Raw genomic sequence first — 23594 nt, forward strand, 5'->3', positions numbered from 1 at the left:
ATGGCGGCCGCCTCGTTTATTGCGCGCGAAGCCCCCGCGCAAGACCCGGACAATCTGGCCTCGCTGCTGCGCGACGCGCTGGCTGAGGTGCAGCGCCTCAGCGGCCAGCGCTGGAGCGACTACAACCGCCATGACCCCGGCGTCACCCTGCTGGAATTGCTGTGTTTTGCCCTGAGCGACCTTATCTATCGCACTGATTTCGCGCTGCCAGACTACCTGACTCGCCCGGATGGCACGCTCGATTACGTCGCCCAGGGGCTGATGCTGCCCGAACAGATTTTCCCGGCGCGCCCCAGCACCCGGCAAGATTACCAGCACGCCATTCTCAGCCACTTTAGCGACATCGAACATGTCTGGGTCAGCAGTGATGCGCAAGGCCGCTACCATATCCGGTTTTTACTTGATGATGCCGCCCGCCAGCGCAGCACTGACGACCCCGCCTGGCGTGAGCGCCTTATTAACGACATCGCACGGCTTTATCAGCGCCAGCGTAATCTGGGTGAAGAGTTGGCGGATATCCGCCTGATTGACAGCCACGGCCTGCAACTGCATGCCGAGATTGCGCTACTGCACCACGACGATGCCGACGCGCTGGCCGCTGATATTTACCACCATACGCTGCTGTGGCTGGACGATGACAGCCAGCCGCACGACCTGCCGATCGCCAGCCGGGCCATCACCTCACTCTACTCGCATCTGATTCATCTTGACGCGGTGGCGCACATCCACCGTTTACGGTTGCTGCGCAGCGACCAGGCAGATGCGCACGCGCCGGTGCATATCGGCCCCGGCGACTGGCTAGTGCTGCCCAAACAGCCGGCGGATATCCACCTGCATCTGACCTACCAGGGGCAAGCACTGACGATAGATTTCAGCGCCATGCTCATCCGGCTGGCACAACGCCAGCGCCAGAAAAGCACCCTGAGCGAACAGTTACGCCGTCAGGCCGCCAGCCTGAGCGTGCCGCCACAAGGTCAGTTTCGCCCGCTGGGGGAATATCGCTCGATTCAGTCACTGTTTCCGGCCGTCTACCGGCTGGATACCCCCGCCTCGCCCGGGGCACTCAACCGCCAGGAACAGATGCAAATACAGCAATTTCGTGGGTATTTATTGCTATTTGAGCAACTGATGGCCAACTTTTGCGCCAGCCTTGCCAACCTGCGCACGCTGTTTTCCACCGACATTGACACCGGGCATAGCTACGGTTTCGCCCTGCTGGATGACGCACACTTTGCCGGAATCAACACGCTCTACCCCGAACAGGCTGCGCGCCATTTTCAGGCGTTGCAGGCCGAGGCAGACCACTATGTCGAGCGCAAAGGGCAACTGTTTGACTACCTGCTGGCGCTGTATGGCGAACAGCCTGACGCACGTTTCTGGCAGCCGCTGGACAATGAAACCGACAGCACGCCCGCTCCGCGACGCCTGCGCTACCCGCAGCATTTCCTGGAGCACATTGTCCCGCTCACGCGTGAGCGTGCCGGTGCCGCGTGCCTTGATGAGCCGCACCATCGTGGTGGTTTTGCCGACCGGCTCACGCTATTACTGGGCATGAATGACGCCGCAGGCTGGCCCTACAGTCAGGTGCTCGACCAGCCGACACACCGCTTTATTGACGATGAGGCGTTTCTTTACAGCGACACCGGCCGCTGGCAGTTGCAATGGCTGCCCGAGGCGGTTTGCGACACCTTGCTGGATGTGCCGCTAACGCCGCCGCCCGCCGCCGATGACAGTTCGCCCCCAGAAAGCACATGGCCGCATGAAAGACTGTGGCCGGATGATGACAACCCGGTCAGCGCCCGCTACCGGCAACTGCTGGCGGGCCTGCCACAACCGGTGTCGCTGCTCGCCCGCGGCATCCGTCTGGCGCATTACCAGATCCTCGCGCGCCCGCAGCAAGGTGACTATCAGGCGCTGTTTCGCCTCACCAGTGCGCCGGGGTTATGGCTCAGCCTCGGCTACAGCCCGGAACCCGCGCCACTGATTACCTTCATCAACCAGTTGCGCCGCGTATTGCTGCGCCTGAACCGCCTGTGTGAAGGCATTTATGTGGTGGAGCACGACGTGCTGCGGCCGTCCTCTGACGGCTCCCCCCACACGCCGGATTCAGCCGATCCGTACTTCGCCCAACTGAGTCTGGTGCTGCCCGGCTACAGCGCCAGAGGAAGCGACCCGGTGTTTCGCCATCAGGCTGAGCGGCTTATCGCCAGCCAAAGCCCGGCGCACCTGTTTGCGCACAGCCACTGGCTCAGCCTTGAGGCGATGCGGGCTTTTGAGCGCAGCTACCTCGACTGGCGCAGCGCGAGGGCCAGCGCGCCGGGAAGCATGGCCTGCGAGCAGGCGGCCGCTCAACTGATGGCCTGTTTAGCGCCGCGCCTGTCCCCCCCACAGCCCGCCTGCGGCAACGAATCCGAGACCGATATGACGCACTCCTCACCACAAGGACAGGACGCATGACACAGCCACACCGCATTGATACCGTCATCCTGACATTCGATGTTGATAGCGCAGCACTCGCCAGCCAGCTCGAACAGCAGGCTCCTCTCTGGGTAAAACAGTCTCTGCTGGTGCAAATGGATGCGCTGTTCGGGCGTATTTCACCGCCGCACCAGCATTGGGTGATGGATCAGTTGACGCTGGATCTCGGCGTGCTGCACGCCGATGACATCGCACAGCAGGCCGCTGCCGCCCTCGAACGCCAGCTTAGCGCACTGTGGCTATCGCCCCCGGCCAGCGCCGGGCAAACGCCTGCCGATGGGCTGAAAGCCCTCTCCCCGCCCAGCGACGGCGATAACGCACCGCACATTGCGGTGTGGGACGACGCTCAGGTGCGCTGGCAGCAGTTAGCCTTTTTCCTGCAACACGGCGTGATGCCCTGGCATTACCCGGGCCGCAAAGGCTGGTATCAGGATGACGATGGCCGCCACTGGCTGGCAGAGGCGGTACGCTTGCACCATACCCGGCTTGAGCGGTTGCTGCGCACCAGCGCGCACCCGGCCACGCTGCTCACCCGACTGGTTTCACAACTCCCGGCCAGTGCCCTCAGTGGCTGGCTTGCCCGGCTTGAGCCGACTTATCAAACCATGGCACTGCGCTGTCTGGCCGCCCAGCCGGAAACCGCCTCACTGCCTGCCGCGCTGCGCCTTCAGCTCCATCACTACTGGCATCAGCACATCCATCAGGCACTGATGCAGCGGCGCTTGCGTCAGGAATTGCTGCCCCTGTGGCCTGCGCTGATTGGCGCACAGCGGCTGCGTTTTCAGCTCGCGCTCTATGCCTGTAGCCAGCAGCCGGAGGTTATTCGCGCCATCGTGCAGGCGCTGGATGATACCCGGTTTGATGATGTCCTGATGCTGCTGGCACCACAGGCCCGGCCTTTTATCCGTGATGTTATCCGCCATCCACACTGGTTTGCCCCGGCGCAAACCACCCCGGCCGAGGCACAGCCAGAAGAAGCCCATGCCAGCGTGCGCCATCACCTGCGGGAATTTACCCTGCACTACCTGCTGGTGCAGCGTGGCAGCCACTTTAACAAACGCCGTTACATGGCCGGATTAGTGGCACGTCTGGCGGCCCACCACAATCTGGCGCGCACCGCCATGCTGCATAATTTGCACCAGCACCTGATGCTCTGGCAGGGCGACAGCGCGCTGCGCCAGCAACTGCTGTCACTGCTGGCGGTGCTGTGGGAAGAGATGGCCGCGCCCCAGCAGCGCATCTCCGCTCCCGCCCCCTCAGCCTCGCGCATCGCCCCCCACACATCGACCGGCCATGATGCACCTGCGCACGCCGATATACAGGATGGATCACGCTGGCAGTGGTGGCAGCATGCGCTGCAACAAGGTGATGAAGAAACGGTTAATCAGCTATGGCAGCGGTGCCACAGCGAAGACTTGCCGCTGCTGCACCACATCCTGTTGGCCTGCGGGCAGACCGAGAGCGTGCGCCAGCTCTGGGTCACGCACTTTAGCGAATCCACCCGTGAGCGGTTGTTAAACCTGCTGGAACCGGCGGGCGCACCGTTTATCAGCCAGGTGATAACCGATGTGCAGGCCAGCAGCCCGCCAGCGCCGGGCAACGGCCTGAGTGCCACCCGGCTTGCTGAAAGCCTCTGGAGCCTGACACTGAGCTATCTGCTGGCCGCGCGCGGCAGCGAATTCAACCGCCGGGTTTACCTGCAAACGCTACTGCGCCAGTTGGCCGCACACCACAACCTGAGCTACCACACGCTGCTCGACGGCCTGCGCCAGTACGTGCAGCGCACACAGGCTCACACGGCGCTGCATCAGGCGCTATTGTCTGTGCTCACCGCACTTGCCGATGAATATCAGGCACAATCTCCCATCGAACCGGCACCGCCGAAAGCCGTGCCGGATAACACCCCGCCTGACCACTGCGCCGGGCAAGGCGCTGTCACGGTAATCGCGCCGCCAGACGACATGGCGACATCTGCCACACCGCCCGCGCAACCAGCCTGGCGCAGCGAGGAAGACCTCACTGCGTCCCCCTCGCTGTTGCTCGACAGCGCCTGCTACCAGTATCTGCATAGCGTGTTGTGCCATGCCAGCCCGGCACGGCGTTTTCACCTGCCTCCGGCACTGCGCAGCCTATGGTTACGCCATGACCACCGCGAGCAAGACGACCTGCTGCGCTGCCTGTGTTATTTACAGTTACACAATCCGCTGCTGCTCCAGCGCTGGCAGGTCACCTCTGCCGATTACCCGGAGCGCTGGCAGCGCCTGAGTGCCGCCCTGCGACCTTCACAGGCCATGCGCGTCGTGATGCTGCTGTTGCAACTGCGCCAGCCTGCGCTGCGCCCGCACCCGATAGCCCGCGCGCTGGACGACGCGACCCGCACGCTTAACCCTACACAGCGGCGGGCGTTTTATGGCGAGGTGATGGCGCAACTGGCCGACAACCGGCTGCCTGACTGGGCGGCCATCCGCGCTGACCTGAGCCGGTCAGCCGGTACGCGCGTTGCGTTGCCGCCCTTGCCGGTATCAAGACCACGGCCCGCAGCCACCACACCGGTGCGCAGCGCACCCTCGCTGACACCGGCAGAGGCGCTGACCTGCCTGACCCGATTTTGTGACGATGCGGCCCCCCAGCTCACGCCAGAGGTGATTGCCGCTCTGCGCACCTTGCTGGCACAAGATATCGATGCGCTGTGCCGCCTGCTGTTACCTTGCCTGCGCTCGGCCAGTACCGCCCGGCAACTGGCCTCCCGCCTGCCGGAAAGCCTGCACACCGCCCTGCTATCGCACCGCTGCCGGGATGATTTCATGGCGCTGTATCCTTACGCCCGCCTGATAACCAACCTGTGCCTGCGCCACCCAACCTACCGGGCTAAACCACAAACGCTGGAAAGCCTGTTTTGGTATGGCTTGTATCAGGCGCTACCGGCCACGGGCGCACGCGCCGATATCGCGCCATTTATCAGCCGCTATCTGGCACTGCTGGGTGAGGACTGGCAACAGCGCAGCCACGCCAGTGACGCACAGGCGCTCTACCGTTTTCTGCTTGAGCAGGTAAAAGAAACCTCGTGGCCTGCCATGCACCGCCTGGCTGCGCGGCTGCAACGCTGCCTGCAACCGGCGTACCTGCCCCGCCCCCGCCCGCTGCCCGCGCCTTCTGAAACCGCGCCACCGGGCACGCAGATAATCACACCGGGTGCGGCCGCCACACTCGCGCCTGCGCCACTGCCGCGGGTGGTCAGCACCACGCCGCCTGACTGGCGCGGTGATGAAGCGCTGCCATCCACTGAGCCGATTGTGGTAACGCATGCCGGGCTGGTGCTGCTTGCCCCTTATTTACCATGCCTGTTCACCACCCTGACGCTGGTGCAACAGGGTGAGTTCTGCGGTGAGCCACAGCGTTATCAGGCGCTGGCCTGCCTGCACTATCTGGTGGATGAACGCCAGACGGGTGCCGAATACCAGCTGGCGCTCAATAAGTTGCTGTGTGGTATGCCGCTCAATGCGCCGTTGCCCGCCATGCCCGTGCTGAATGCCGACACACGCGACACCGTAGCCTCGCTGCTGGATGCCGTGCGCCAGCACTGGCAGGCACTGGGGCACACCTCCAGCGCCGGGCTGCGGCAGACGTTTTTGCAGCGCGAAGGCTGCCTGTGGCGACAGGCGGATAGCTGGCGGCTGGAGGTGATGCCGGGGCCGTTTGACATGCTGATTGACCACCTGCCGTGGGGATTTAGCACCCTCAAATACCCGTGGATGACGCACCCACTGCATGTGGTCTGGCGCTAACACGCCATGACGCCCATTCTTTCGGAGACACGCTCACCATGAGACTGCAATCTGTCATGGGATTGACCTTCCCTCCAGGCTGGCAACGGGGGGCCGCCAGCCTGATACTGCTCCTCAGCGGCCTGCTGCCCCTGTCCGCCCAGGCGGCGCGGTCTGCCGCCAATACCCTGGCAGCATCGGCAGGCTATGCGCAGTGTTTTCAGGCGCTGTCACACATGGATGGCCGCCGCTTTACCCATATCACGCAGGGCAGGCTGGCGATTATCTACCGCGATGAACCAGACTATCAGGCCGATTATCACCAGCCGGGTGACTACCTGGCCGATGGCGTGTTTGGCCCGAAAACCCGTAAATGGCTGGCCACCTTTTGTGGCGAGTTTGCCATTGAGCCTGCGCCTAACCGCAACCGTTTTGCCGAGGATTTGCTGGTGGCGCTGACGAAAGTCTCGGAGCTGAACCAGCTTTTCCCTTTCTGGCGCAGCCGCTTAAGCCCGCCGGAACTGCTGCAATGGCCGACGCAGAAAACCATCGAGTTTCTCAGCGCCCAGCCGCTTGACGAGCAGACCCGCGCAGACGCCTTGCCAGAAAGCTATTACCTGTTAAGCGACGATGATCTGCACCGGCTTTCAGAACACCACCGCCTGCAAACCCAGCTTGATGCGCTTACCAGCCAGCAGTTTACCAATCCGGCGGCGCTCAATAACGCGGTGCGTCCGCTGATTCGCCAGTTACACGGCGACGAGCAGCAGATTCTGCAACAGATTGTCGAAGCCGTTCCCGCGCCTGAGATAAGCCGCCACCCCCCCAGCACGGCCGCAGATGACGCCACCACGCCTCCCGCCAGCGAGCCGAGTGACCACACAGAGCCGGAAGCGGATGACGACCGCGCACCGGACGCGCCGCCTCGCGCGCCGGTCACACTGTATGCCATCAACCCCAATGCGCTGGAACTGGCCTATCTGGATTTGCATCTGGTGACGCTCAATGACACCGCGCTGGCGCAACTGGCGACGCTGAAAAACATCCCGTTTGCCGATCGCTACCACCTGTCGGTTGCCATGAAACTGGCCGGATTATCGTCGCTGGGCAGCGAGAGCTGGCAGCGCATTGAGGATCTGGCCTACAAACCCGGCGTGGCATCAGCGCACCTGCCCGCGATGGTGTGGCGAGCGCCGGAGAATTGCGGGTGTGAAGAGAGCCAGCCCAACATCAGCTGCCCCCAGGCGCTCTTCTACGGTTTTTATCCCTACTGGCAGCCTTTGGCACAGGGGCAGAGCCTCAACTTTCGCCATTTAGATCGTATCGGCTATTTTTCCGCTTCCGTGCTGCCCGGCGCACGCGGCCCACAACTGGTGTTGCCGCCGAACTGGCGCGCCACCCGGCCCGAGGCTGACTTTATCCGGCTGGCGCACCGCTACCGTACCGATGTTGATCTGGTGGTGTCCACACCACGCAAGCTGGCGGAACCAGTGCTGATGAGCCTGCTCACCACCTCGCTGGTCACTCGCCTGCGCGACAGTATTCAAACACCGCTTGCCGATGACTGGGTCAACCTCGCCCGCCCCTGGCTGACTTTTGGCCAAAGTGCGCCCTACACCCAGGGCGACGGACTGACGCTGGATTTCGACCTGACGCGCCTGACCACCCGCGCAGGCCAGCAAGCGTTTATTCGCTTCGTGCAGGTGTTACACCGCAGCCTAAACCCACCGCCTCAGCCCGCTGGCAGCACGCCACATTACGCGATTAACCTGATAGTCCCGCCGGAGGCACTGATCGCCGGGCAAGGCTTCTACACGCTGGAGAACCTGCGTGCACTCTTGCCTTACATCACACTGTTGATTTTGCAAACCGACGGCAGCGACATCCCCACCCCGGCGCGCAACGCACAGGAGCAATTGCGCAACCTGCATCACTTTTTAAGCCAGCAGCCACAAGCGGAGGTGCCCGAACTTTATCGCAAGATGGTGCCGGTGCTGATAACCGCGGACAACCGCCAGCCATTACCGGCATTAACGGAACTGTTACACTACAGCAGTTGGAGTTTTTCCGGCGCAGCTTACTGGCCGCTGCCGCTTGATGAGGCCAGCCAACAGGCCATTGAACACACCTTCTACCCAATAGATGACGTGCTGCCCGCGCCGCTGGCACACATGGCAGCACTGATCGATACGGTGATGGATGTGGTGTGCCCCAACCGCTGGGTGCTGCGCCTGATGCTGTTTATCACCTTTTGGCTAATGACGCTGACCTGGCTTACCAGCCTGTGGTTTTTTCCGCTGCGGCGCGTGACGGAATCACTCTGGTTTAGCGGTTTTGTCGTGCTGTTTAGCGCGGTACTGATGCTGGCCTTGCTGGCCGACCCATACTGGCAACAGTATCAGATGATAATTTTGCTGCTGTTTGCGGCCATTATCGTGCTCATCCTGTTGCGACAGCAGGTGCGAAAAAACCGGCGTGAGCGCAATCCGTAAGCGATGCGGCTGATAGTCTGGTACGGCTGATATGCCTGGCGCGATATCCGCCCAGACCAATCAGCCTGATGCAGCCAATGGCCGTGACACGACCTTCCCCTGCGGCATTGGCTGCACCGTATTATTATGCGGGTTAATCCCCTGCGGCTGGCCGATAAACTCCCAGCCGCTCTGATGTGGATTGAAGTGCATCACATTGGCTGAAACCGGCATCAACGCCACACTGTGGGGCTGGAAATACTCTTTCTCGCTAAATGCATCCACCCGGCTACCGGCATGCTCATGAATCAGGTCGCTCTGTTTTTGTCTGGTGGGGTGCTGGTTATGAAAGACGCGATAATAATCGCTACGCTCCGGGTGCTCTCTCACCTCCAGCGAACAGCCATTCATCCCAGGCGTGAAGGCAAAGACCGCGTTGTCATGTGCGGCGGCCAGGCGCGGGTTCTTCGGTATATCGGTATAACCTGGCAGAACATCGCCGCTTTTAAACGGGATCCAATGGGCGTAAATCGCCTGCTCCGCCTCTCGGGTACTTGCCACGGTAACGGGCTTGAGGCTGACTTTATTTTTATCCATCGCATCGGGAATCAGCGCAAAGTACCCCTTTTTCGGGCTCTCGTTGAGCTGCATCGGCGTGCCGGTTTTATCATTCGCACGCATCACCCCGGAAATATCCAGCAAGTGATGCTCAAGATAACGCTGCGGGTGTTGTTTAAAGGCCTGAGTATGTGCCAGCGCGTCTTTTGACAACGCCGAGGCGCGAATGACCTCAGCGGCAGACGCCGCAGACGACGGCCCGGCGTGCGGGGAGGTGGCAGAACGAATGAACATCATCGCTTTCCTGTGTAGTGGACATGACAACGTTAAGTGTCCGCCACGTTGCGGCCAGTTCCATCCCACAGGAATAATTGCACTGAGTGACTATCGGGCTAATTCAGGCTGGCAGCCAGCCAGCCGGTCAAACCGCGCACTCACGAGGCGCTCGCAAACGCCCTGTCGTCGCTCTAAGACACGCCGACGGATGCGCCAGCCGGTGTTGCCAGCACCGACTCACGCACCACCAAATGCCCGGCCAGCTCAATACGCTGGGCGATACCGAGCGCCTGGGCAGGCAGCAATTGTTGCGTCAGTAACTGAAGTGCAGCGCGCGCCATTTCCTCAAACGGCAGATGGACGGTAGTCAGCGACAGCGGCAGCATGTCGAGCGGCAGGATGTCATCCATCCCCATCACCGAGATATCTTCCGGTACGCGTAATCCGTGGTGATTCAGCGCGTCGGTGACGCCAATTGCCTGATTATCGGCCGCACAGAAGATGGCCGTGACACCCAGCCGGTCAGGGTGGTGCACCAGCCAGTCGCGCAGCGCATCCCGGGCGGTCAGCGGCTGAAAATCCGGCAGCGACAGAATCAGGCGCTCATCCACAGCGATACCGGCCTCGGCCAGCGCATCACGATAGCCGCGCTCACGCTCACGGATCGTCTGGCGCGATGGCCAGGTGAGGTGCAGAATGCGCCGGTGCCCCTGAGCTATCAGGTAGCGCACGGCGGCAGCGGCCGAGTAGTGATTGGCAGGCATCACCGTGTTAAGGCGCATGGTGGGGTCTTCACCGTTAATCAGCACGGCGGGCACACCGCTTTCCGCCACGGCATTAAGCAATGTCGGGTGGTCGTCATTGACGATGAGAATGCCGCTCGCCTTGCCCTCTTGTAGCGCCTCAAGCAATTGCTGCTCGTTGATGCTGTCCGGCTCGCCAACAAACGGGCTGAGCTGAATGTTGCGCTGCTGGCACAAGGTTTTCAGCCGGTTAATCAGCGTCAGCGACACCAGATTCAGATCGCTTTCCAGCATCAGGTTACGCGGCGTGGCCAGCATAATATGGCGCAACGGGTCTGGTTGTTCCGCCACTTTGGCCGGTTTATGAAGCGGATAGCCTTGCTCGGTGGCAATCGCCATCACCTGCTGGCGCACTTTGGCGCTGATGGGCGCACTGCCGCTCAGCACCCGTGACACCGTGCTGATAGACACCCCAGCCCGCTCGGCTATCTCCTTAAGTGTCGCCATCTATTTCATTCCCGTGTTAGCAATGCCGGTAGTGATGTATTTTTGCAGGAACACAAACACCGCCGTGACCGGTAAAAGCGAGAGCATGGTCATCGCCAGAATGTAGTGCCACTGCACCGAGAACTGGCCCTGAAAGGCATTCAGGCCAATTTGCAACGTGAAATTATCCTGGCTTGACAGCACGATTAACGGCCACAGGAAATCGTTCCAGCGCCAGATAACCGAGAAAATCGCCAGCACTGCCAGCGCAGGCGCGGTGAGCGGCAGAATGATTTTCCAGTAAATCCGAAACTCGCTGGCCGCGTCAATGCGCGCCGCTTCAATCAACTCATCAGGAATGGTCAGCATATACTGGCGCAACAAAAACACCCCAGTCGGCGTGGCGATGGTCGGGATAATCACCCCCCACAGGTTGTCGCCCATGTGCAGGCCAATCACCACCAAAAACGTCGGCACCATCACCACCGACAGCGGGATCATCATGGTAGACAAAAACAGCGTCAGCACCGTGCCGCGCCCGCGAAACTCGTATTTTGCCAGCGCAAACGCCGCCATTGAGCTCAGTAGCAGCGTCAGCAAGGTCGCCATCACCGTGACAAATACGGTATTTTTCAGATAGGTGGCGAAGTGGAATTTCGCCAGCGGCGTGGCGTAGTTATCGGTTTCCAGATGCAGGGTTTTCTGCGGCGTCAGGTTTTGTACCGGCACCCGGATAATATCCTGCGGCGTTTTCGGGTCAACCATCTGCGCCAGCAGGCCGATACGCCGCACCATCGCCAGCGTTTTGTCACTGCCATCCTCAAGCTTGACCTGCCACAGCTCCAGCGGTTTCGGGTACTCAGGCAGCGTTACCGTGCTGGCTGCTTGCGGCAGAAAGCTCGGCGGAAAGCGGTTGATTTCCGACGGGGTTTTCAGCGATGACATCGCCGCCCACATCACCGGGATCAACACCAGCAACGTGCCGATGACCAGCCACACCCAGCTTAAAATGTCGGTGACATGAATACGCCCCGGATAGCGGGTGCGGGTAAGAAATGCAATGATCTTCATGATGCCGACTCCCGGTTATTTTTTGCCTTCCAGACGGCGGGTAAGCAAGAACTGCAATGCCGTGAGGATCATTAACACCAGCCCCATCAGCACTGAGGCTGCCGATGCCAGCCCATACAGCGAGGCATTGGAGGAAAACGCCGTCTGGTAGATGTACTGCACAATAAAGTTGTTGGCGGTGCCCGGCCCGCCGCCGTTGGTCAGCACCCAGGCTTCATCGAAAATCTGCACGCTGTTGATGGTCAGCAGAATCACCACCACCAGAATATTGGGTGCCAGCAGCGGCAGCGTCAGGCGGTAGAAACCGCGCCAGCGCGAGGTGCCGTCCACGGCGGCCGCTTCATAAATATCGCTTGGGATAGCCTGTAACCCGGCCAGCAGAATCAGGGTATAAAAGCCGACATGGAACCACACCGAAACAAATACCACCCAAAAGCGCGCCAGCGACGGCTCCAGCAAAAACGTGACCGGTTGGCCCCCCAGTGATGACAACACCAGGTTAAGCAGGCCATTGCGGTTAAGAAACCACTGCCACACCAGCCCCACCACCACCGGCGAGAGCAGTACCGGATAGAAAAAGATGGCACGAAAGAACCCTCTGGCCATGATTTTACGATTGAGGATCAGCGCCGTCACCAGCGCCCACCCCAGCGTGCACACCACGTTGAAGAAGGTGAAGGACACGGTGTTGTAAATCCCGGTCCAGAACAGATCCTGTTCGCAGGTGGCCGGCTCGGCATAATTGCCGCAGTTGAGCAAGGTGGCAAAATTCTGTAGCCCGATAAACGGGCGATCCCACAGCAGAATGTTGGTGCCGCCGGTAAAGGCGTAACACACCGCCAGCAGAATCGGAATAAACACAAACACGGCAAACAGCAACATGTTCGGGGCGATAAAAAACCACGGCATCACCCGCCGCCCACCGAATTTTTGCAGCAAATTGACCGATTTTTCTACCGGTGTCACCAGCGTATCAACCAGCGATGCACCGGGCTGGAACAAAGGATTTTGCTTCATGGCGCTCTCCGGTTATCAGGCTTGTGGGTCAGTCAGGCGAGTCAGTGTCTCACCGCTGTCGGCATCAAACAGGTGGCAGCTGGCCTCAGGGAAGCGCACAAAAACCAGCTCGCCGCTGCGAAACTCATGGTGGCCTGGCAAATGCACGATCAGTTCATTGTCCATTCCGGCGCAGCGTCCGTAGATAAAGGTTTCATGCCCCATCATTTCACAGCGGTCAATGCACAGTGAAATGCCACCCTCCTGATCGCCAACCAACTGGCAATGCGACGGGCGGATACCGAGCTCCACGCATTTTCCGGCTTCGCCGCGAAACGGCAGCGTTAACACCATGCCCGACGGACACTGCACCTCAACGCCATCCGCCGTGCAGTTGCCAAGCGTCACCGGGAAGATATTCATGCGCGGCGAACCGATAAACCCGGCGACAAATTTATTACAAGGCCGGTTAAACAGCTCCAGTGGCGTGCCGACCTGTTCGATACGCCCGCCATTAAACACCACGATACGCTGCGCCATGGTCATCGCTTCCACCTGATCGTGGGTGACGTAAATCATGGTGGTGCGCAGTTTTTGATGCAGCCGGGTCAACTCGCCTCGGGTTTGCACGCGCAGTTTGGCATCGAGGTTAGATAACGGCTCGTCAAACAAGAACAGATCCGGGTCACGCACGATGGCCCGGCCGATAGCCACACGCTGCTGCTGCCCGCCCGACAAGGCGCGCGGCTTGCGCTCCAGATAAGGCTCCAGCCCCAGCATCCGGGCGGCCTGCTCAATGCGCCGGACTATCTCGTCTTTGGGAAAATGCAGGTTCTCCAGGCCGAAGGCCAGGTTTTTACGCACCGACAAATGCGGGTAGAGTGCGTAGGACTGGAACACCATCGCAATTTTACGTTCCGCCGGGCCCAGCGCATTGACGTTGCGATCGCCAATCCACAGCTCGCCCTCGGTGATGGATTCAAGCCCGGCAATCATGCGCAGCATCGTCGATTTACCACAACCTGACGGCCCGACAAACACGATAAATTCGCCGTCGCGGATGCTCAGGTTCACCCCTTTGATAACAGGCACCGCGCCATAACTCTTATGGATGTTTTTCAGTTCCAGACTTGCCATTACCGCGTCCTCACACAGAATGTCGCTGCGCCAGCAGCATCAGCATGACCAGTGCCTGGCCATAGGGCACCGCCACATTGGGAATGTCGTGATAAAATTGCAGGTCATGACCCATCGCCGTGCCATCAGACACGCCTTGCACCACGCCTTGCGGGTCAATTTGCGCCACCACTGCCGCCAGCCCCTTCTCCAGCACTGCCTGCGGGAAATCCCCTAACATACCGAGCCTGCGGGCATTCAGAATTCCGGCGATGAACCCGGCGCTGGCCGACGTTTCCAGCGGTGAGTCCGGGTCATTGAGCAGCGTGTGCCACAGCCCGGAGTGATGCTGGCAGGCCGCCAGTGCTTTCGTCTGTTGCGTTAAGATGGCTTCCAGCGTGCGCTGAACCGGCGGCGAGAGCGGGGTTTGCGCCAGCCAGCAGATTTCCGGCAACACCAGCGTGACCCAGGCATTGCCCCGCCCCCAGAACGCTCCGGCATAATGGTGACGGCCAAGAAACGTCCAGCCGTGATACCACAGCCCGCTGGGGGCATCGGCCAGATAACGCGCGTGCGTCAATAACTGGTATTCCGCTTCATCCTGCAACGCCTGACGGTTGAGCACCCCGGCGCTGACGACGAGAAACAGCCCGGCCATAAACAGCGTGTCATCCCACAGTTGCCCGGTATTCGGGCGCTCTTTCACCGTGTGTTGAAAACCGCCGTCTTCGGTTTTCGGCAACGAATGCAGCAGCCAGTCGGCCCACTCTTCGACCGCCTGTAACCAGTGCGGGCGAGGGTCATCACGGCACAATAGCGCCAGCACCAGCATGGGTGCGGTCGAGTTGATTTGCCGGGGCGGTAATCCGGCCTGTAATTTCTGCTCATACCACTGCGCCAGCGCCGCCAGCATCGCGCTATCGCCACGCTGTTGCGCCAGTTTCCAAAAACCATATAGCCCGACGCCCACTTCCCAGTCCCACTCCTCAAACTGGATGGTCAGCGTATCGCTGGCGGGCGTATCCTCGGTCACGCTATCAATCGCTTTCAGGCGGCAAAATGCCAGCGCTACCTTATCCAACAGCGTATCGATGTTTTGCGGCGTCAACGGCGGAGCGCCCTCAAGAGCCTGTGGCGTGTGTTCGGTCATGTTACTGCGCCTCCTCAGTACGCTGTGGTATCACCGATACGGTGTCGGGAAAAACGAACGGCTGACTGTCGATGGTAAAACCGCCCTCCGGCTGCCAGGCCATCAGGCCATAATCGGGGTCATCAAACTGCACGCTACCGTCGGGCGACTGCTGTGCCTGACGATGGCGAAAATGGTCGATAAATTCAGCAAAGCCGCGGCTGCCCGCACCGCAATCTACGGCGATGTACCAGACATTGCGTTCGCCAAACGCCCGCAATTCACTGCCCGGCTGGCCACCTTGCGGCGTGTACAGATGTAGCCCGGCGGGGTTATGCAGCGCGGCATAGCCATTGCCGCCGCGCACAAAACACCAGCACGCCTCAACCACCACCTCATCAAGCGCGGTACGCGGCAAATACAGGTGCGTCCAGCGGCGCAAATCATGCTGCAAATCAAACAGCATCCAGGCGCGGTTACGGTGCTGCATCACCTGCGGCAGGCGGCCATTTCCGGCCCAGTAAGAGGGGCGATGCACGCCATCCGGGCGGTCTTCGCCGGGGTGATTGACCCACAACCGCGCGGCATAATGGCGGCCGAGGCGGATATCCAGCACATGCTGCTGATGCCCCGGCTGGCCGGGGTGATGGTCAAACACCGAAGAGAACGCCACATCCTGCTGTTTCCAGGCAATCACGTTCGCGCTGCGCCCAAGCCCCTGCACCCAGCGTGCCTGAGCCCCCTGCGGCGATTGCCACTGGGCAATGGCTTGCGCTTCCTGCGGCGGTTGATACTGGCTCAGACACATTAACGGCAAGGCGGCGCAGTGCGGGAGCATCCAGCCTTCGCCCCAGAGCAGTGCGCAAAAGCCAGCCAGCTCGGTCAGCATGCCTGAGCGCAGCTCTTTGTCATACGCCCGCCCCATGGTGCCGACGGCCACGCCGTTTTGGTGTACCCAGGCGGTCATCAGCACGATTCTGTCGATAACCGTACGCGCGCGCTCCCGCAAACTTTCATCGCCAGCCAGCTCTGAAAGCGCCAGTAAACCGATAAGGTCAATCGGGTAATAGGCAGCCGAGTTCCACTCCACCAGGCCGTGCGCCAGAATGGCATCAAACCAGCGCTCCAGCCGTTGACGCGCAATCGCATGCTGCTCGCGCCCGGTGCGGCCGCTGCACACAAACACCTCATCCGGGAAGTTTTGCCCGGCCAGATACTGGGCGACGTGGAAACACAGGCAGTGGTTTTCGCTCCAAAACCACATGGTGTCGCAGCCCGGCTCATCAATCCAATAACGAAAACCGACAATGGCGGTACGCACGCGCTGCCACTGCGGTGCGCTCAGGCGCTGCCCCTGATAGCGCTGCCACAGCCAGATAAGCGGCACCAGTTGAAAATCGGCACAGTCTTCACGGCGGCTGATTTTGTGCAACACCTGATTGAGAATAGGGTCGATAGCCTCGGTGCCTTCGCCGGTCGCAAAACTGGCCAGCACCCGGCCAATACGTTCAAAACCGTGTCGCGCCGTATGGCGCAATAGGTGCTCCCGCCGCTGTGCCAGCGAGGGTAATGCGGGCAGGGTCTGGGTCGGCAGGCGGCCAAAACTGATGTTACGACTCAGCGAGATCCCCTCGTACTCTGCGCGGCACACCAAATCGTAATACCCGACCAGCCCTGCGGGTAGCTGAGCCTGCCAGTCGGTTTGCCCGGCACAAAGCGCCTGTTGCTGCTGCCAGGGCGTGACGGATTCATTGACGTTACACAACAGGTGGTGATGCACCGTCACCGCGTCGGGGAGCGGCACCGCGGCGCGCAGGGTCAGGGTGTCATGGTTAATCAGGTTATCGTCAAGCGACAGGCTATTGAGCCAATTATCCAGCGCCCACGCACGCTCGCTACAGGCGGCGTCGGGTGCAAGCTGCCAGCGCAACGGCCGTTCATCCAGGTAACGCAGACTAAACAGATAATCCGTATCACGCTCGCACAGCTCTTCTGCGTGTACTATCAGCGTGTTGAGGCCCAGTTGCAGCGGCAGTATCAGCTCGCAAAACTGCTCAGTATTGCGGCTAAACGGCGTAAAGCGGGCAATCTGGCGGCCATTGAGCCACAGCGTCACGCCACCGCACGTCCCCAATCTAAAGCGCGCAGCGTGCAAACCATCACTGTAAATAAAACAGCGGGCAAAGCGCTGCACATGCGTCGGGCACGGCCAGAAGTCGCTGAAATTGACCGATTGGCTCTGATCTCCGCCACTCCAGAGGGCGTTAAAATCGACATGATTCGGCAGGCTTATCTCGCGCGGGGCGGTTTCTTTTAAAAAGCGCACCCGGCAAGGTAATACCCCTACATCAACAAAGCCATTAATAAAGCGGTAATTCACCGTATCCGGCAGGGTGTCAACCTCTGCCGGATAATATTTTTCCGCAAGTGAGGTAATCATAAAGCGGTTAATAACGCTGTTCTGCTTTAATACCCAACCGATACTCATGGTAAATCCTTTGTTGCCGCCTCAGCGAATAAATGAAATATCGAAAACGGATGACACAATAAAAATGCATGACGAATAAAAAAATCAAAAATAAACACAATCGGTAAAATTGTGGATGCATTTAAGGTATCTGCACCGTTATCGTGCGCAATGCCCATTACTGTATTCACGCCGTGCAACTTTTTGGTGCTTTGGTTATTTTCATTGCGAATGAATGCAAACTTTGCATTCATTGCCAATTTGCACTTAACATCGTATTTTTGCATTATAGAGTAAATTATTGGATGAACAATATGCGATTCTTATCACAAAAAGAGATTGACTATGCTAAAACCCGAAATATATTTAATATGCTTCACAAAACAAACGGCCATTATTGCTCATAATCAGTCGCCACACCGGGCAATTGTGCAAATTTGCATTCATGCATCAGACATGCCGTAAAATATACCCAGCGTGATGTGGTAATGGGTATTTACCGGCGCTACCTATTTTGGAAGGAAGGGGTTTATGAATCGCTATCAACATGCGCTGTTATTTTCCTTCATGACGCTGGGTGCGCTCGCCAGCAGCAGCGCTATCGCCGCCAAAACACAAATTACTTTTTTATACAGTGACGACGATCCAGAGCTGGTTCATTTTATGGAGCAGAAAGTTAAATCGTTTTCACAAAATAACGATCATATTGACGTGAATTTTGTCAGCACCGGGTATAACGCGCTGCAAACCCAATTACCGATGCAACTGGCCGCCGGCCTGGGCCCGGATATTGCCAAAACCACCCAAATGGGCCTGCTGTCTTACACACTCGATTTGCGACCTTATCTGACGGACGCTGCCGGATTTGAAAAGCGTTACGGCGCGGGCATTGAAAAAATCATGCGTATCAAAGGCGTGCATAAAGATAACGCTCTACCGGGCTTTGTCGCTTCATGGACGGCGGATTTACCCTTCGTCAATGCCACCTTGTTCCAGCAGGCAGGCGTGCCGTTGCCGCAGCCGGGTTACACCATGGAACAACTGATGCAGGCCTCAAAGAAAGTGGCGGAAAAAACCGGCGTGGCGATCCCCTTTACCATCGATCGCAGTGGTTTTCGCTTCTCCGGCCCGGCTTACTCCTACGGCGCTCGCTATGATAAAGACGGCCAGATAACCTTCCCCGATGCGGCGGCTCAGGCCTGGATAAAAGACCTGAAACGCTGGTCAGACGAAGGGATTTTCCCGCGTGAAATGTGGGGTGCAGCCGGTGGCGGGCAGTACAAAAGCATGGCGGATGACTTTGTGAACGGCAACATCGTCACTTACTTCTCTGGTAACTGGCAGTTAAACCAGTTCAGTAAGCAAATCGGCAACGGGTTTGACTGGAAAATGCTGCCAGCCCCCTGCAAAGAGAAATGTATTTCAATGGGCGGGGCCACCTTCATCATGCCGTTTAAAACCAGTAAGCACCCGAAAGAAGTGGCGGAATTCATGGAGTGGCTGGGCAGCGAGGCCATCCAGCGTGAAATTGCCGAACACTTTAACATTATTGTCGGCGCGGATATCGCCAGCCTGAATTACCAGACCAAAGATCAGCATGTGACAGACGGGCTCAACACCGCCCGGGGCGAGATTGCCAACATCCCGGCGTATGTGTTCGACTGGGAAAAAATGGAGAGCTTCGGCGGCAGTGAACTCTACCCGATTATCCTGACCCGCTTTACGCAATACCTGAACAATCAGGTGTCGTATGACGAGTACCTGCGCCTGACGGAAAACGACGTGAAACGGCTCAACCAGACCATCACCAGCAACCGTCAACAGCAAAAAACCCAATAACCGGGAGTCATGCCGGGATGAAACTTGCGCTAATGCCCGTGCCGATTGACGGTGACACCCCGTTTGACCGGCAGGCAGAACATGAACAATGCCAGCAGCACTGGCCGGACACACCGCGCTGGTTGCTGGTAAGCGGCACGTTCACCCGGCTGTTGTACTGGCAGCCGGGCAAGCTGCACTGCTATGGCGGCGGCCTGTTTCCGCTGGGCGACCCGGCGAGCCTGGCTCGTCTGGGGTTGTGGGGGGTACAGGCCATGTTGCAGGCAGCCGAAGGCATCACCCCGCTCACCCCGCTGGCAAGCCAGCTGTTTACGCGCTTTTCAGGCCACATCGAACAGGTGGTGGACTGGTCAAAACGGGCGCAGGCCGCTGACTATGCGGCACTGACAGCAGACATGTTGGCTCACCCCGATGACCCGCTCGCCCAACCATTGCTCAGTCGCGCGGCTCAGGAACTGTGGGCGTTGCTGCATGTCGCGCGTGCGCAACAGGCCGAACAAGTCTGGCTTAGCGGGCCGCTGTGTACCGCCTGTCTGGCGGTACTGGGTGACGAAAGCCACAGGGAAGCATGTTGATGAGTCACATTGATAACGCACTCGCACCGCTGTATGCCGGAGTAGACGGCGGTGGCACCGGCTGCCGGGCGCGCCTTTATCGCGCCGATGGCACGCCGCTCGGTCAGGGCGCTGGCGGTCGCGCCAATCTGCTGCTTGGCGTCACATCTGTCCGCCAGTCGGTGGATGACGCGCTGCATCAGGCACTGCTGCACAGTGGCCTGAGTGTGAAAGATGCCGCGCGCCTGCACGTCGGGCTGGCGCTGGCGGGTGCCGAGCATCGCAGCGCCTATCAGGCTTTCCTGGCGCTGCCGCACGGCTATGCCTCACAAGTGCTGAATACTGATGCACTGGGCGCTTGTCTGGCGGTGAACCGGGGTGACGAGGCCGGGGTAGTGATTGCCGGCACCGGCTCGTGCGCACTGGTCTGGCAACAGCGCACCATCACGGCTTATGGCGGTCACGAATTTCCCATCTCCGATCAGGGCAGTGGAGCGCGCCTCGGCCTTGCGGCATTGCAATACTTGTGGGGAGTCAGACAGGGCTGGGCGGCACCGTCTGCGCTCAGTCAACAACACGCCCTCCCCTTTGACAATCAACAGGATGCAGAACAGTGGCTCCAACAGGCCCAGCCGGGAGATTATGCCCGCTTCGCCCCTGCAGTGTTTGACTGCGCCCGTCAGGGTGATGCGCAGGCCACCGCGCTGCTGCACCACACCGCCCGCGAAATTGAAGCGCTGCTGGCGGCGGTGTCGCGCCATGCGCTGCCCCGCCTGTCGCTGATGGGCAGTATCGGCCTGCACATTCAACCCTGGCTATCGCCAGCGTGGCAACAGCGTTTATCGCCCCCCGGCGGTGACGCGCTGGACGGCGCACGGCTTATCGCCTTGCATGGCTACGCGCTCTACCCTGAGTCAGATTCAGCGGCCCGCTGACACCGCTCCCCGCCAAAACACATGTTATCCAGACACACTTTTTTACTTCTGATCCTCCCGCTGATGATTGTTATGTTATAACATATGACAATTAATCGGAGGATACTGTGGCCAGTCTTTACGCATTTTCTGCCGTTGCCCGTCTGGGGCTGGTCGGCATGTTGCTGTTATTACTGTGGGGACTCATTGGCTGGGCGGTGGCACTGGCATGATTGCACTGCATTCACTGACGTTCGGTTATCCCGGCCAGCCGCTGGGTACGCTTGATGGCTGCTTTGACAGCGGTTCGCTGACGGCGATTGTCGGTGCCAACGGCTCAGGCAAATCCACCCTGCTGAAAACACTGGCGGGGCTGCTGCCTGCACTGGCAGGCCATTTCTGTATGGCTCCGGGTGAGCGCCGCCCGCTCGGTTATCTGCCGCAACTCAGCGAGTTCGACCGCCAGTTTCCACTCAGTGTCAGCGATCTGGTGCTGATGGGGTGTGTACCGCACTGTGGCCTGTTCGGCCGCATTAGTGGCCAGTGGCGCAAACACGCGCAGGAAGCCCTTGATACCGTCGGCATGGCTGATGCCGCGCACGCACCTATCGGCACACTCTCGGGCGGCCAACTGCAACGGGTGCTGTTTGCCAGACTGCTGGTGATGCAATCGCCGGTGATTCTGCTCGATGAACCCTTTACCGGCATTGATGAACACACCACGCAGTTGCTGCTGGCGACCATCCGACACTTGCATCAACAAGGTCGCACCATTTTGGCGGTGCTGCACGACCTTGAGCAGGTACGGGCACACTTTCCCCAGGTGTTAATGCTGCACCCGGCAGGCCACCGCTGGGGCGATTGCCGGTCGATTTTGGCTGAAAGCCATACTGCGGATGCCACAGGCGCACACCACCCGATACGAGCCAAACAGCCAGTGCTAAGGCAGGTGACATGATGCTGTTTGACCTGCTGACCACACCGTTTAGCGACTTTGGCTTCATGCGCCGCGCACTGGTCGGTTGCCTGGCGTTAACGCTCAGTGCCGCGCCGCTCGGCTGCTTTTTGCTGTTACGCCGCATGAGCCTGATTGGCGATGCGCTCTCTCATGCAGTGTTGCCCGGTGTCGCTATCGGCTACCTGATTTCAGGCATGTCGCTACTTGCAATGGGCATCGGCGGTTTTATTGCCGGGCTGTCGGTCGCCATGCTTTCAGGTGTGGTGAGCCGCCATACCGAGCTGAAAGAAGATGCCAGTTTTGCCGGGTTTTACCTCGGCTCACTGGCACTCGGCGTCACGCTGGTGTCGCTGCGCGGCTCAAGCGTTGACCTGCTGCATGTGCTGTTTGGTTCAATACTGGCGATTGATGCCGAGGCCCTTATCACCATCGGCGTTATCAGTTCCGCCTCGGTGCTGATACTGGCGGTTATCTACCGCGCACTGGTGATTGAATCGTTTGATGTCACCTTTATGCGCATGCTGTCACACCGCGCGCGCGCGCTTATCCACGGAGTCTTTCTGTCACTGGTGGTGCTGAATCTGGTGGCCGGTTTTCAGCTTCTTGGCACGCTGATGGCCGTCGGCATGATGATGCTGCCGGCTGCCTGTGCCCGCTTCTGGAGTTGCCGTCTGCCGGTGATGCTGGCAATCGCCGTTGCTATCGGTGCCACCGCCAGCCTGGTCGGGCTTATCTGGTCTTACTATGCCGATTTGCCTGCCGGCCCGGCGGTGATCCTCACCACCACGCTGTTGTTCTGTTTTTCGGTTCTGTTTGGTCCTAATGGCGGCATGTTGCGCACCGGCCGCTCATAACAACGTATTGAGAGGGAAGAGAAATGAAACGTTCTGTATTGACTGTCCTGCTGGCCGGCCTGCTGTTAAGCCCGCTGGCCATGGCAAAAGAGCTGAATGTGGTCGCCAGTTTTTCTGTGCTGGGGGATATGGTCAGCCAGATTGGTGGTCAGCACGTCAAGGTGACGATGCTGGTGAAACCCAACGGTGACCCGCATGAATTTGAACCGTCGCCCAAAGACAGCAAAACCCTGTCGCAGGCCGATGTGGTGTTCGTTAACGGATTAGGGCTGGAAGGCTGGCTGGATCGCCTGATTAAAGCCTCCGGTTACAAAGGCGAGGTGGTCACGGCAAGCCACGACATTAAGACGCTGAAGATGGAAGAAGACGGCAAAACCGTCACTGACCCGCATGCCTGGAACAGCATGAAAAACGGTATCGTCTACGCCCGCAATATCGCAGCGGCGCTGGCCAAGGCAGACCCGCAACACGCCCAGGACTATCGCCAGCAGGGCGAGCGCTACATCCAGCAGTTACAACAGTTGGATGATTACGCCACCCAGACCTTCACTGCCATCCCGAAGGAAAAACGCAAAGTGCTGACCAGCCACGATGCTTTCGGGTACTTTGCCGCCGCTTACGGCGTGCATTTCCTCTCGCCGGTGGGCTACTCCACCGAATCACAGGCCAGCAGCAAAACCGTAGCCAAGCTCATCACCCAGATAAAACAGGAGCAGGTTAAGCTCTATTTCATCGAAAACCAGACTGACCCTCGGCTGGTCAAACAGATAGCCGATGCCAGCGGCGCGCAGCCCGGCGGTGAACTGTACCCGGAAGCGCTGACCGATGCCAGTGGCCCGGCCGCCACCTATACCGCCGCCTTTAAGCACAATGTGGACACCCTTGCCGCCGGGATGAAATAACTCTCCTGAACCCGCTTG

The 23594-nt window shown here is 59.5% G+C and carries 17 protein-coding genes; 9 read left to right on the top strand and 8 right to left on the bottom strand.

The window, feature by feature from the left end:
• From DAQ1742_RS17045 to DAQ1742_RS17055, 3 genes are read left to right on the top strand one after another with little or no spacing between them, the layout of a single operon-like run.
• Positions 1-2457 carry a hypothetical protein gene (locus DAQ1742_RS17045; RefSeq protein ID WP_035344110.1) on the top strand — a complete coding sequence of 819 codons (2457 nt, stop codon included), beginning with the start codon at positions 1-3 and terminating at the stop codon, positions 2455-2457.
• Positions 2454-6263, top strand: a complete 3810-nt coding sequence (locus DAQ1742_RS17050) for a contractile injection system tape measure protein (RefSeq protein ID WP_180706180.1) — start codon at positions 2454-2456, stop codon at positions 6261-6263. The genes DAQ1742_RS17045 and DAQ1742_RS17050 overlap by 4 nt, the downstream gene beginning before the upstream one ends.
• Before the next feature lie 38 nt (positions 6264-6301).
• Positions 6302-8734: a hypothetical protein gene (locus tag DAQ1742_RS17055; RefSeq protein ID WP_067487296.1), complete on the top strand. Its 2433-nt coding sequence runs from the start codon at positions 6302-6304 to the stop codon at positions 8732-8734.
• A gap of 60 nt (positions 8735-8794) precedes the next feature.
• On the opposite strand, the gene DAQ1742_RS17060 is transcribed toward DAQ1742_RS17055, so the two are convergent.
• The 8 genes from DAQ1742_RS17060 to DAQ1742_RS17095 form a co-directional block, all read right to left on the bottom strand.
• Positions 8795-9568, bottom strand: coding sequence for a hypothetical protein (locus DAQ1742_RS17060; RefSeq protein ID WP_067487297.1), 774 nt, complete (start codon positions 9566-9568; stop codon positions 8795-8797).
• A 170-nt stretch (positions 9569-9738) separates the two neighbouring features.
• Positions 9739-10797, bottom strand: coding sequence for a LacI family DNA-binding transcriptional regulator (locus DAQ1742_RS17065; protein WP_035344118.1), 1059 nt, complete (start codon positions 10795-10797; stop codon positions 9739-9741).
• Positions 10798-11847: a carbohydrate ABC transporter permease gene (locus DAQ1742_RS17070; protein WP_035344120.1), complete on the bottom strand. Its 1050-nt coding sequence runs from the start codon at positions 11845-11847 to the stop codon at positions 10798-10800.
• Positions 11848-11862: 15 nt separating this feature from the next.
• Positions 11863-12864, bottom strand: a complete 1002-nt coding sequence (locus tag DAQ1742_RS17075; protein WP_180706181.1) for a carbohydrate ABC transporter permease — start codon at positions 12862-12864, stop codon at positions 11863-11865.
• A gap of 15 nt (positions 12865-12879) precedes the next feature.
• Positions 12880-13980, bottom strand: a complete 1101-nt coding sequence (locus DAQ1742_RS17080) for an ABC transporter ATP-binding protein (protein ID WP_035344124.1) — start codon at positions 13978-13980, stop codon at positions 12880-12882.
• Between the two features lie 10 nt (positions 13981-13990).
• Positions 13991-15109, bottom strand: coding sequence for a beta-galactosidase BglB (gene bglB, locus DAQ1742_RS17085; RefSeq protein ID WP_051124120.1), 1119 nt, complete (start codon positions 15107-15109; stop codon positions 13991-13993).
• Between the two features lies 1 nt (position 15110).
• Positions 15111-17576 (bottom strand): hypothetical protein, encoded by a 2466-nt coding sequence (locus DAQ1742_RS17090; RefSeq protein WP_035344126.1) that lies wholly within the window; start codon positions 17574-17576, stop codon positions 15111-15113.
• Positions 17573-17842, bottom strand: a complete 270-nt coding sequence (locus tag DAQ1742_RS17095) for a hypothetical protein (protein WP_035344128.1) — start codon at positions 17840-17842, stop codon at positions 17573-17575. Before DAQ1742_RS17095 ends, DAQ1742_RS17090 begins: the two co-directional genes overlap by 4 nt.
• A gap of 244 nt (positions 17843-18086) precedes the next feature.
• Here DAQ1742_RS17095 and DAQ1742_RS17100 point away from each other — a divergent pair, with 244 nt between their 5' ends.
• The 6 genes from DAQ1742_RS17100 to DAQ1742_RS17125 all read left to right on the top strand — a co-directional run bounded on the left by DAQ1742_RS17100 (position 18087) and on the right by DAQ1742_RS17125 (position 23576).
• Positions 18087-19394 carry an ABC transporter substrate-binding protein gene (locus tag DAQ1742_RS17100; protein ID WP_035344130.1) on the top strand — a complete coding sequence of 436 codons (1308 nt, stop codon included), beginning with the start codon at positions 18087-18089 and terminating at the stop codon, positions 19392-19394.
• Between the two features lie 17 nt (positions 19395-19411).
• A complete protein-coding gene (locus DAQ1742_RS17105) occupies positions 19412-19969 on the top strand; it encodes a glucosamine kinase (RefSeq protein WP_035344132.1) in 558 nt (185 codons plus the stop codon).
• Positions 19969-20883, top strand: a complete 915-nt coding sequence (locus tag DAQ1742_RS17110) for a BadF/BadG/BcrA/BcrD ATPase family protein (RefSeq protein WP_035344134.1) — start codon at positions 19969-19971, stop codon at positions 20881-20883. Before DAQ1742_RS17105 ends, DAQ1742_RS17110 begins: the two co-directional genes overlap by 1 nt.
• A gap of 208 nt (positions 20884-21091) precedes the next feature.
• Positions 21092-21820, top strand: a complete 729-nt coding sequence (locus tag DAQ1742_RS17115) for a metal ABC transporter ATP-binding protein (RefSeq protein ID WP_051124122.1) — start codon at positions 21092-21094, stop codon at positions 21818-21820.
• Positions 21817-22674, top strand: a complete 858-nt coding sequence (locus DAQ1742_RS17120; RefSeq protein WP_035344136.1) for a metal ABC transporter permease — start codon at positions 21817-21819, stop codon at positions 22672-22674. Before DAQ1742_RS17115 ends, DAQ1742_RS17120 begins: the two co-directional genes overlap by 4 nt.
• Positions 22675-22697: 23 nt before the next feature.
• On the top strand, positions 22698-23576 hold the full coding sequence (locus tag DAQ1742_RS17125; RefSeq protein WP_035344138.1) for a metal ABC transporter substrate-binding protein: 879 nt from the start codon (positions 22698-22700) through the stop codon (positions 23574-23576).
• Positions 23577-23594 lie beyond the last annotated feature (18 nt).

The organism is Dickeya aquatica, assembly GCF_900095885.1.
Classification (GTDB): domain Bacteria; phylum Pseudomonadota; class Gammaproteobacteria; order Enterobacterales; family Enterobacteriaceae; genus Dickeya; species Dickeya aquatica.